This is a genomic window from Actinomadura soli, assembly GCF_005889715.1.
Taxonomy (GTDB): Bacteria; Actinomycetota; Actinomycetes; order Streptosporangiales; family Streptosporangiaceae; genus Spirillospora; species Spirillospora soli.
In genome coordinates this window covers 1-11,114 of sequence record NZ_VCKW01000269.1, presented here as the reverse complement: position 1 = coordinate 11,114, position 11,114 = coordinate 1, and the positions used below count along the sequence as shown (strand labels likewise).

At 71.1% G+C, this 11,114-nt stretch carries 8 protein-coding genes; 2 read left to right on the top strand and 6 right to left on the bottom strand.

The window, feature by feature from the left end:
• Positions 1 to 34 precede the first annotated feature (34 nt).
• Positions 35 to 1,786, bottom strand: a complete 1,752-nt coding sequence (locus tag ETD83_RS34380) for a GMC oxidoreductase (RefSeq protein ID WP_138649379.1) — start codon at positions 1,784 to 1,786, stop codon at positions 35 to 37.
• Between the two features lie 9 nt (positions 1,787 to 1,795).
• A complete protein-coding gene (locus tag ETD83_RS34375; RefSeq protein ID WP_138649378.1) occupies positions 1,796 to 3,376 on the bottom strand; it encodes a succinic semialdehyde dehydrogenase in 1,581 nt (526 codons plus the stop codon).
• A 266-nt stretch (positions 3,377 to 3,642) separates the two neighbouring features.
• Between ETD83_RS34375 and ETD83_RS34370 the strand changes: the two genes are divergently transcribed.
• Positions 3,643 to 4,347, top strand: coding sequence for a TetR/AcrR family transcriptional regulator (locus ETD83_RS34370; RefSeq protein ID WP_230421374.1), 705 nt, complete (start codon positions 3,643 to 3,645; stop codon positions 4,345 to 4,347).
• 17 nt (positions 4,348 to 4,364) lie between these two features.
• Here ETD83_RS34370 and ETD83_RS34365 read toward each other — a convergent pair whose 3' ends face one another.
• The 4 genes from ETD83_RS34365 to guaB form a co-directional block, all read right to left on the bottom strand.
• Positions 4,365 to 4,928, bottom strand: a complete 564-nt coding sequence (locus tag ETD83_RS34365; protein ID WP_138649377.1) for a dihydrofolate reductase family protein — start codon at positions 4,926 to 4,928, stop codon at positions 4,365 to 4,367.
• Between the two features lie 101 nt (positions 4,929 to 5,029).
• Entirely contained in the window at positions 5,030 to 6,763 is a 1,734-nt protein-coding gene (locus tag ETD83_RS34360; protein ID WP_138649376.1) for a glycerol-3-phosphate dehydrogenase/oxidase, read from the bottom strand.
• 417 nt (positions 6,764 to 7,180) lie between these two features.
• Complete coding sequence (locus tag ETD83_RS34355; protein ID WP_138649381.1) at positions 7,181 to 8,296, bottom strand: GuaB3 family IMP dehydrogenase-related protein; 1,116 nt, start codon at positions 8,294 to 8,296, stop codon at positions 7,181 to 7,183.
• Between the two features lie 264 nt (positions 8,297 to 8,560).
• A complete protein-coding gene (gene guaB, locus ETD83_RS34350) occupies positions 8,561 to 10,054 on the bottom strand; it encodes an IMP dehydrogenase (protein WP_138649380.1) in 1,494 nt (497 codons plus the stop codon).
• Between the two features lie 240 nt (positions 10,055 to 10,294).
• On the opposite strand from guaB, the gene ETD83_RS34345 reads away from it, so the two are divergent.
• Entirely contained in the window at positions 10,295 to 10,684 is a 390-nt protein-coding gene (locus tag ETD83_RS34345; RefSeq protein ID WP_138649375.1) for a DUF5319 domain-containing protein, read from the top strand.
• The last annotated feature ends 430 nt before the right edge of the window (positions 10,685 to 11,114 follow it).

The window sequence follows — 11,114 nt, the reverse complement described above, 5'->3', positions numbered from 1 at the left end:
GGGGGCGGTCGTGTCGGGCGAGGGGGCGGTCGGGTCAGGTGATGTCGATGATCGGGAGGCGGAGGGCGCCGGGCGCGTCGGCCGGGACGACGGGGTTCTTCGGCGCGACGGGCTTGAGGCGCTGGTAGGCGTCGCCAAGGGCTGGGCGCGGGTCGTCCTCAGAGCGGTTCGGCCAGAACGACATGGCGCGTTCGGCCTGGGCCGTGATGGTGAGGGACGGGTTGACGCCCAGGTTGGCGGAGACGGCGGAGCCGTCCACGACATGCAGGCCGGGGTGCCCGTAGACGCGGTGGTAGGGGTCGATGACGCCCGCCTCCGGCGAGTCCCCGATCACGCATCCGCCGAGGAAGTGCGCCGTCATCGGGACGTCGAACAGGTCGCCCCACGTGCCGCCGGCCATGCCGCCGATCTCCTCGGCGATCAGCCGGGTCGCCTCGTGGCCCTCCGGGATCCACGTCGGGTTGGGCTCCCCGTGGCCGGTGGACGCGCGGACGTCCCAGCCGAACGGGCCCCGCTCGGGGCGCAGCGTGATCGAGTTGTCGCGGGTCTGCATGACCAGCGCGATGACGGTCCGCTCGGACCAGTGCCGAACGTCCAGCAGCTGGATCAGATGGCGGGGGCGGCGCGCGGCCTCCCGGACGAACTTCAGCAGGCGGGGCGTGTGCTTCTCGCCGGGCCGGTCGCCGTCCACGAGAAGCGTCTGGAGAGCGGCGAGCAGGTTGGAGCCCCGGCCGTACCGGACGGGCTCGATGTGCGTGTCCGGCGCCGGGTGGAACGACGAGGTGATCGCGACGCCCTCGGAGAAGTCGGGGCCCGGCCTGCCGTTGGCGCGGCCGCCGCCGAGGATCGCCTCCGAGTTGGTGCGGGTCAGCGTGCCGAGCCGGTCCGACAGGCGCGGGAGGCGGCCGGTCGCCTTGAGCTTGTGCAGGAGCTTCTGCGTCCCGTAGGTGCCGGCTGCGAAGACGACCTGCCCGGTGGTGAACGTCTTGCGGTCGCGTCCGAACGAGCCGGTCCGGACGATCGCCACCTCGTAGCCGCCGCCCGCGAGCGGCCGGACGCCGGTGACGCGGCTGAGCGGCATCACCCGCGCCCCGGCCTTCTCCGCGAGGTACAGGTAGTTCTCCGTGAGCATGTTCTTCGCGCCGTGGCGGCAGCCCACCATGCACTCGCCGCACTCCAGGCAGCCGCGGCGGCGCGGGCCCGTCCCGCCGAAGTACGGGTCGGCGCTCTCGATCCCGGCGCCCTGCCCGAAGAAGACGCCGACCGGGGTCTGGACGTAGGTGTCGCCCTTGCCCATCCGGTCGGCGACCTTCTTCATGACCTTGTCGGCCTCGGTGGTCGTCGTGTTCCGGACGACGCCGAGCATGCGCTTGGCCTGCTCGTAGAAGGGCGCCAGCTCGTCCTGCCAGTCGGTGATGTGCGCCCACTGCCGGTCCTTGAAGAACGGCTCCGGCGGGACGTACAGGGTGTTGGCGTAGTTCAGCGACCCGCCGCCGACGCCCGCGCCCGCCAGCACCATCACCCGGCTCGACTTCGCGCCCCGGATCAGGTGCATCCGCTGGATGCCGGTGAGCCCGAGCGCCGGCGCCCACAGGTAGCGGCCGATCCGCCAGTTCGTCCTGGGCAGCTCCGGGTACCGCGACCCCGGCGCCCCGGACGGGTTCGTGTCGAAGCGGCGGCCCGCCTCGATCACGCCGACCCGGTAGCCCTTCTCGGTCAGCCGCAGCGCCGACACGCTCCCGCCGAACCCGGACCCGATGACGAGCACGTCGAAGTCATGCTTCACGGGCGATCCCTACTTGATCCGCAGCTTCTTCATGAGCTTGATCCCGGTCGCCATGGCGTCGGCGAACCGGTCGTAGCCGATCGAGCCCGGAGGTTCGAGGTCCATGATGTGCTGGCTCGCGACGGTCTGCACCTCGGTGAACTTCAGCAGGCCCTCCGACCCGTGGCGGCGTCCCACGCCGGACTGCTTCATCCCGCCCATCGGCGAGTCGTACGACGCGTAGGCCGCGCCGTACCCGTCGTTGATGTTGACCGTCCCGGCCTGGATGCGGGCGGCGAGACGGCGGCCCCGGGCCGGGTTCTTCGTCCACACCGACGCGTTCAGCCCGTACGGGGTGTCGTTGGCGCGGGCGACGACCTCGTCCTCGTCCCGGTACTTGTAGAGCGCGACGACGGGGCCGAACGTCTCGTTCGCGCAGAGGTCCATGTCGCCGTTGACGTCCGCGAGCACCGTCGGCTCGTAGAAGAGCGGCCCGATGTCCGGACGCGCCTTTCCCCCGGCGAGAACGGTGGCTCCGCGCTCAACGGCCTGGTCGACGTGCCGCGTCACCGCGTCGAGCTGCCGCTCGTAGGTCAGCGAGCCCATTTCGGAGCCGAAGTCGAGCCCGGTGCCGAGCTTCATGCCCTTCACGAGTTCGACGAACCGGGGGACGAACGTGTCGTACACGTCCTCGTGCACGTACATCCGCTCGATCGAGATGCACAGCTGCCCGGCGTTGGTGAAGCAAGCGCGGACGGCGCCCCGCGCGGTGCGCTCGACGTCGGCGTCCGGCATCACGATCATCGGGTTCTTCCCGCCGAGCTCCAGCGAGTACGCCACCAGCCGCGGCGCGACCTTCTCCGCGATGGCCTTGCCGCCCCGCGTCGAGCCGGTGAACGACACGTAGTCGGCGTTCTCCACCAGGGGATCACCGATCTCGGACGGCTCGCCCACGACGACCTGCCACAGCCCCCGGGGCAGCCCGAGCTCGATCAGCAGATCCAGGACCCACAGGCTCGACAGGCACGTCTGGGTGTCCGGCTTGTGGATCACCGCGTTGCCCGCCATCAAGGCAGGCGCGATGTCGCTCGCCCCGAGGGCGAACGGATAGTTCCACGGCGCGATCAGCGCCACCACGCCCTTCGGGTGCCGCAACTCCTGCACCCGGGTCAGCCCCGGCAGCATGCCCTGCCTGCGCCTCGGCTTCAGGAGCCGCGCGGCCCGCCGCGCGTAGTACAGCGAGCACAGCGTCACGTCGAGGAACTCCTCCATCGCATGACGCCGCGCCTTGCCGGTCTCGAGCTGGATGATGTCGAGGATCTCCTCGCGCCGGTCGACCAGCGCGTCCGCGAGTCTGAGGAACGGCTTGACCCGCTCGCCCACCGTCAGCCGCGCCCATGCCTTCTGCGCCTTCTGGGCCCGCGCGTACGCCTCGCGGACGTCGTCGGCACTGGAGAGGGGGACGGTCGCGAGGGCCTCGCCGGTGAACGGGCACGGGATCGTCGCGGTGTCGGCGCCGTCCGAGGCGATATGGGATGCCAGCCGGTCGATCAGATTCTGGGGCAGCGTGCGCTCTGCCGCGCCCTCGGCACGGACCGTCGGAGAAGCCATGCACGCAGCGTAGGACGCCCTGACCGTTCTTGGCTACCCGCAAGTAACGCGCGACTTGGGCGCTTTGCCGCACAGCTCCCGATTCATGCTTACCGCCGCCGATACACCATCGGGACCCGGCGAACCGGACCGTTCCAAACCAGTCTGAGTTGCGCAACTCGGGGACTGACCGGATCCGACCGGTGTATTCCGAAGAACAGGAGGAGAATCCCGGCGCGCGGCCCGCCCCCTCGGACGCGCGTCCCCGCTGACGGAGGGAACGACGCATGAGGGACACCCACGGCGGCCATCGGCCCGAGGGCGACATGCCGGTGCCCCGCTCCCCGCGACCGTCCGACGGCGCCCGGCAACGCCGCGACCGCCGCGACCGCCAGGACCGCCGCGACCGCCGCGACGGCCGGGACCGCCGGGACCGCCGGGACGAGACCCGCACCGCGCTGCTCATCGCCGCCGAACGCCTCTGGGCCGAACGCGGCATCCACGGCGCGTCGCTCGACGACATCGCCGCGGCCGCCGGTCTCACCAAGGGCGCCGTCTACTCCAACTTCGCCGGCAAGACCGACCTGCTCCTGGCCCTTATGGAACGCTTCACCAGCGACCCGGCCAACACCGACGTCTGCGAGGAACTCCGCGCCGCCGAAGAGGACACCGACCCCACCGGCCGCTCGTCCGCCCGCCACACCCCCGACGACCGCGCCCGCCAGCTCGCCCTGCTCCTCGTCGAGTTCTGGCTCTACGGCATGCGCGACTACGCCGCGGGCTGGCGCATCGCCGAATGGTACGCCGAACGCCGCGCCCGCCTGGCCAGCCAGCTGGACCCCGCCGACGGCATCGCCCCCGACGAACGCGCCACCCTCACCATGGCCCTCGACTTCGGCCTCGCCTTCCAGCACCTCCTTGACCCCGCCCGAGTCCCCACCAACCTCTACAAGACCGGTAAGGCCCTGATGCAAGGCCGCCCGCACCCCTAGACGGCCGGCAGGCGCCCCTAACCCGCGAGGGACGGCCGGTAGGTGGCCAGCGCGGCGCCGGAGGGGAACGGGCGGATCGCGGTCAGGGTCAGCGCCATTCTGGATTCGAGATCGCCGAACAGCGGACGGCCCGAGCCCAGCGCGACCGGCTGGACGCACAACCGGTATTCGTCCACCAGAGCGAGCCGCGCGAAGGACTGCGCGAGCCGCGCGCCGCCGAAGAGCACCATGTCCCGGCCAGGGCGGCTCTTCAGCAGCGTCACCTGATCGACCAGGTCCGCGTCGCCGGACACGGGGACGATGCGGGCGTTCGTCCACCGCAGCCGCCCCGGTCTCCGGGAGAAGACGAGCTTGGGCATTGCGTTGACGCGGTCCGCGAACTCGCCCGACGCCGTGGGCCAGTACCGCACCATCTCCTCGTACACGCCCCGGCCGATCAGGGCGGTGTCGATCGCGTCGAGGTGCTCCAGCGCCTCGGCCTGCCTGTCCTCGTCCGGTGAGATCATCCAGTCGAGGTCGCCGTCCGGACCCGCGATGAAGCCGTCCACGCTGGTCATCATGGAGAGAACCACGCGTCTCATATCTTCCTCCTCATCTGTGCTCCGTCACCCATGACAGAGACCGGGAAGGACGAAGAATCATCGGCCCACGCGACGTCCCGTGAACGAACGTGGCCGGTTGGCTAGGCGGTGGGGACTATGTCGGGGGCGCCTCGGCGGTGGGCGTCGGCTTCCTGGTCGTCCTCCTGCGTCTGGGAGGCGCGTTCGGCTTCCACGCGCTTGCGGTAGTACTCGATCTCGCGGTCGCGCTGCTTCTTGGACCAGCCGAGGACGGGGGCGAGAAGGTCGGCGGCCTCCTGGGCGACGCCGACGCCGCGGTCCCAGGTCTCGATGGAGATGCGGGTGCGGCGGGCGAGGACGTCGTTCAGGTGGCGGGCGCCCTCGTGGCTGGCGGCGTAGACGATCTCGGCGCGCAGGTAGTCGTCCGCGCCGCCGAGGGGCTTGCCCAGGTCGGGCTTCTCCGAGATCAGTTCGAGGAGATCGTCCAGCAGCGTCCCGTGGCGGCGCAGAAGGTGCTCGATCCGGGCGACGTGGAGGCCGGAGCGGGAGGCGAGCCGGTGGCGGGCGTTCCACATGGCCTGGAAGCCGTCGCCGCCGACGAGCGGGACGCGGTCGGTGCAGGACTCGGGGATCTTGCCGTCGAGGCCGTGCGCGACGGCGTCGATGGCGTCCTTGGCCATGACGCGGTAGGTGGTGTACTTGCCGCCCGCGACGAGCACGAGGCCCGGAACGGGATGCGCGACGACATGCTCGCGGGAGAGCTTGGACGTCTCCTCGGTCTCGCCGGTGAGGAGCGGTCGCAGCCCCGCGTAGACGCCCTCGACGTCGTCGTGGGTGAGGGGCGTGTTCAGGACGGTGTTGACGTGGTCGAGGACGTAGTCGATGTCGGCCTTGGACGCGGCGGGGTGGGCCTTGTCGAGGTCCCAGGCGGTGTCGGTGGTGCCGATGATCCAATGGCGCCCCCACGGGATCACGAACAGGACCGACTTCTCCGTACGGAGGAGGATGCCGGTCGCGGAGTGAATCCGGTCCTTCGGGACGACCAGGTGGATGCCCTTGGACGCCTTGACGTGGATCTGGCCGCGCCCGCCGACGAGTTCCTGGATGTCGTCCGTCCAGACGCCGGTGGCGTTGACGACCTGCTTGGCGCGGACCTCGCTGGTCGTGGTGCCCTCCAGGTCGCGGACGCGCAGGCCGGTGACACGCTCGCCCTCGCGCAGGAACCCGATGCACTGGGTGCGGGACGCGATCTGCGCGCCGTACTCGGCGGCGGTGCGGAGCGCCATCATCACGAAGCGGGCGTCGTCCACCTGCGCGTCCCAGAGTTGGATCGCCCCGACGAAGGAGTCCTTGCGGAGGGACGGAGCGAGCCGCAGCGCACCGCGCCTGGTCAGGTGCCGGTGGTGCGGGACACCGCGGGTGCTGCCCATCTGGAACGCGAGCGCGTCGTACAGCGCCACCCCCGCGCCGAAGTACGCGCGCTCCCACACCCGGTGGGTCGTGGGCAGCAGAAACGGTACGGGTCTCACCAGGTGCGGAGCGATCTGCTGGAGCAGGAGGCCGCGTTCGGTAAGGGCCTCCCGGACGAGGTCGAAGTTGTACTGCTCCAGGTAGCGCAGCCCGCCGTGGATCAGCTTGGAGGACCGGGAGGACGTCCCGGACGCGAAGTCCCGCGCCTCGACCACCGCGACGGACAGCCCACGGGTGGCCGCGTCGAGCGCCGCGCCCGCGCCGACGATGCCGCCCCCAACGACGACCACGTCGAACTCCTCGCGCGCCATGCGATCGAGCGCCGCCGCCCGTTCGGCCGGGCCCAGCCGGGAGCTGCCCAGACCCGTCACAGGTGATCCCGTCATCGCGATTCCCCCAACAGCCGTTCGGTTTCCGAGCGTTACCTACCCCAGAGTAGGGACGGCTCCACCCCGGAACCGACCGACTTCCACGTGTGCTCGGTCTCAGCCGCCCACTCCCCCAAGAGCCCGCCGCACCCGAGGCCCGACCACCGCAGCCCAGAAGACCACCAGCCCTGAAGACCCCCGGCTCTGAAGGGCGCCGCTCCTGAAGGGCGCCGCTCCTGAGGGCACCGGTCCTGAGGGCACCGGTCCTGAAGGGCGCCGGTCCTGAAGAGCGAGGGTCCTGAAGGGCCGCCGATCCTGAAGGCCACCAGTCCGAGAGGGCGCCGGTCCCGTAGGCCACCAGTCCTGAGGGCCTCCGATCCCGAGGGCGCCGCGCCGGTTTTGAAGGGCGCTGGTTCTGGAGGACGCGGTCGAGGGTCAGTCGGTGAAGCGGCGGGGGGCCACTACGACCTGGACGCGTTGGAACTCCTTCAGTTCCGTGTAGCCGGACGTCGCCATCGCGCGGCGCAGGGCGCCGATCAGGTTCATCGAGCCGTCCGCGACATGGGACGGGCCGTGCAGGATCTGCTCCATCGAGCCGATCGTCCCGAGTTCGAGGCGGGTGCCGCGCGGGACGTCGCCGTGGTGGGCCTCGCTGCCCCAGTGGTAGCCGCGTCCCGGCGACTCGGTGGACCGGGCGAACGGCGACCCGACCATCACGGCGTCGGAGCCGCACGCGAACGCCTTGGCGATGTCGCCGCTGTTGACCATGCCGCCGTCGGCGATCACGTGGACGTAGCGTCCGCCGGACTCGTCCATGTAGTCGCGGCGGGCGGCGGCCACGTCCGCGACGGCCGTGGCCATCGGGACGGCGACGCCGAGGACGGTCCGCGTGGTGTGCCCGGAGCCGCCGCCGAACCCGACGAGGACCCCGGCCGCGCCGGTGCGCATCAGGTGCAGCGCCGCCGTGTAGGTGGAGCAGCCGCCGACGATGACGGGGACGTCCAGGTCGTAGATGAACTGCTTGAGGTTCAGCGGCTCGGCGCGTCCCGACACGTGCTCGGCGGACACGGTCGTGCCGCGGATCACGAACAGGTCGACGCCCGCGTCGATGACGGCCTTGTGGAACTCCGCGGTGCGCTGCGGCGACAGCCGCGCCGCCACGGTCACGCCGGCTTCGCGGATCTCCTCGATCCGGCGGCCGATCAGCTCCTCCTTGATCGGCTCGGAGTAGATCTCCTGGAGCCGCTGGGTGGCGCGCACGTCGTCCAGCGAGGCGATCTCGGCGAGCAGCGGCTCGGGGTTCTCGTAGCGCGTCCACAGCCCTTCGAGGTCGAGGACGGCGAGGCCGCCGAACCGGCCGACCGCGATCGCGATCGCGGGGCTGACCACGCTGTCCATCGGCGCGACGACCAGCGGCATCTCGAAGCGGTAGGCGTCGATCTGCCAGGCGACGCTGACCTCCTCGGGATCGCGTGTCCGGCGTGACGGCACGATGCCGATGTCGTCGAAGGCGTACGCGCGGCGGCCGCTCTTGCCCCGGCCGATCTCCACCTCAGCAGCCACTGCGTCCCTCTTCCTCACCCGGCGCCGTGCCGGTCCTCGTCTCGCCCGGAGTCACCGGTCCTGCTCGACGTTCCCGCCGACTGCGGGAACAGGCCCCGGAAGAGCTTACGTCAGCGTCCACGGCAGGCGAGACGCAGCCAGGCCCCGGCTGAATCCCCCACTGACCATGCTGTGAGGCTGACTGGGCGGGGCGTGGCAGGTTGGCGGCTCGCGTCCAGGCAAAAGCGAGCAGGGGGCGCCGTCGGGTGGGGGTCAGCGGCCCTGGTAGTTGGGGGCCTCGACGGTCATCTGGATGTCGTGGGGGTGGCTTTCGCGGAGGCCCGCGGTGCTGATGCGCATGAGCTGGCCGCGTTCCTGCAGTTCGGGGATCGTGCGGGTGCCGGCGTACCACATCGACTGGTGGAGGCCGCCGACGAGCTGGTGCGCGACGTTGGCGAGGGGGCCGCGGTAGGGCACCTGGCCCTCGACGCCCTCGGGGATCAGCTTCTCCTCGGCGCTGACGTCGGCCTGGGCGTAGCGGTCCTTGGAGAACGAGCCGCCGCGCTCCCGGTTGCGCATGGCGCCGAGCGATCCCATGCCGCGGTACGACTTGTACTGCTTGCCGTGGACGAAGATCAGCTCGCCGGGGGACTCCTCGACGCCCGCGAGGAGGGAGCCGAGCATGACGGTGTCGGCGCCCGCGACGATGGCCTTGGCGATGTCACCGGAGTACTGCACGCCGCCGTCGCCGATCACCGGGACACCGGCCTCGCGCGCCGCGCGGGCCGCCTCGGAGATCGCGGTGAGCTGCGGGACGCCGACGCCGGCGACGATGCGGGTGGTACAGATCGAGCCCGGTCCGACGCCGACCTTGACCGCGTCGGCGCCCGCCTCCACCAGGACCTTCGCGCCCGCGTAGGTGGCGATGTTGCCGCCGACGACCTCGACGGCCGCGTTCGATTTGATCGCGGCGATCGTGTCGGCGACGCCCTTGGAGTGGCCGTGCGCGGTGTCCACGATGATCACATCGGTGCCGGCCTCGATGAGGGCCTGCGCGCGGCGGATCGCGTCCTCGCCGACGCCGACGGCCGCGGCGACGAGGAGCCGTCCGTCTGCGTCCTTGGTGGAGTCGGGGTACTGCTCGCTCTTGGTGAAGTCCTTGGTGGTGATGAGGCCCTTGAGGCGGCCGTCGGCGTCCACGAGGGGGAGCTTCTCCACCTTGTTGCCCGCCAGGAGCCGGAAAGCCTCGTCACGCGTCACATCCACCGGGGCCGTGACCAGCGGCATCGGCGTCATGACCTCGCGCACCGGACGGGACGGGTCGGACTCGAAGCGCATGTCCCGGTTCGTCACGATGCCGACCAGCACGCCCCGTACGTCGGTGACCGGCACGCCCGAGATCCGGTAGCCGGCGCAAAGTTCCTCGACGTCGGCGAGCGTCGCGTCCGGCAGGCAGGTCACCGGATTGGTGATCATTCCGGCCTCGGAGCGCTTGACCCGGTCGGCCTCCTCCGCCTGCTCCTCGATCGACATGTTCCGGTGCAGGACGCCGATGCCGCCCTGCCGGGCCATCGCGACCGCCGTCCGGGCCTCGGTCACCGTGTCCATCGCCGCCGACAGGAGCGGGATGCGCAGCGAGATCTCGCGGGTCAGCCGGGTCGTGGTGTCGGCCTCGCCGGGCTGCAGGTCGGAGTAGCCCGGCAGCAGGAGCACGTCGTCGAAGGTCAGGCCCTGCGGGAGGAACTTCTCGGGCTCGGCGGGGTTCATGACTACCTTCCCGTTAGTGGTGGCGGCATCGGGCCAGGTCATGGCGACCCTGTACCCATGGTAGGGCGTGAACCCGCGACCGGACGGGCTTTGCCGACGGCGGCCACGTGGCCTGATGACATCCCGCAACAAGGGCGGCGGTCCCGCACATTCCCGCTCGCGCGCACGCCCCGTGATTGTTCACGCACAGAGGAGACAGGGGGGTGCACCACCTCGGGCGCGTAGCAGTAGCGTGGGTGTGTGCACGACGATGCTCCGCTCGACCCGTTCGCCGGAGACCCGGAGGACCCGGCGGCGGCGCTCGGCGACCCGGGCGACGACACCGCTCCGCTCAGCGTGACGGAGCGGGAGGACGTGCTGGCCGACCTCGCCGACCTGGAGGTCTTCCGGGCCCTGCTGGAACCGCTCGGCGTGCGCGGGCTCACCGTCGACTGCGGCGACTGCGGCAAGCTCCACTACATCGACTGGGAACTGCTGCACGGCAACCTGCGCCACCTGCTCGACGAGGGCCTGCCCCGCGTCCACGAACCCGCCCTCGCCCCCGACCCCGTCGACTACGTGAGCTGGGAGTACGCCCGCGGCTACGTCGACGGCGTGATCGACAGCGAAGAGGGCCGCGACGAGAACTGACCCCGCCGCTTGCCAAGCGGGACGAGGACGCGTCTCAAACTGGGCCTCAGCTCACGCGCGGGCTTCTGGCTCGCCTGCCTGCTGCGGCGACGCCTAGGGCGCGTCTCAAACTGGGCCCCAACCCACGCGCGGGCTTCTGGCTCGCCTGCCTGCTGCGGCAACGCCTAAGCGAGCCCGAGCGGGCGTTTCATGAGGCGACGCCGCGCTCGCGCACGGCCCCGGCTCGGTCGCGACCCGCCAGCCGCTTACCTAACCTCTCAGGTCAGTGCACCTAGTCGTTGTCGGGGCCGTAGTGGTGCTGGTATCGGCGTTTCGGGGTGCGGTCGCGGTAGTCGTCCAGGTAGCGGCGGGTTCCGTCGTCCGCCTCGGGAGGGGCGCCCGTTCCTTCGGATGGGGCGGCCGGGGTACCGGAAGTACCGGGGGTGGCCGG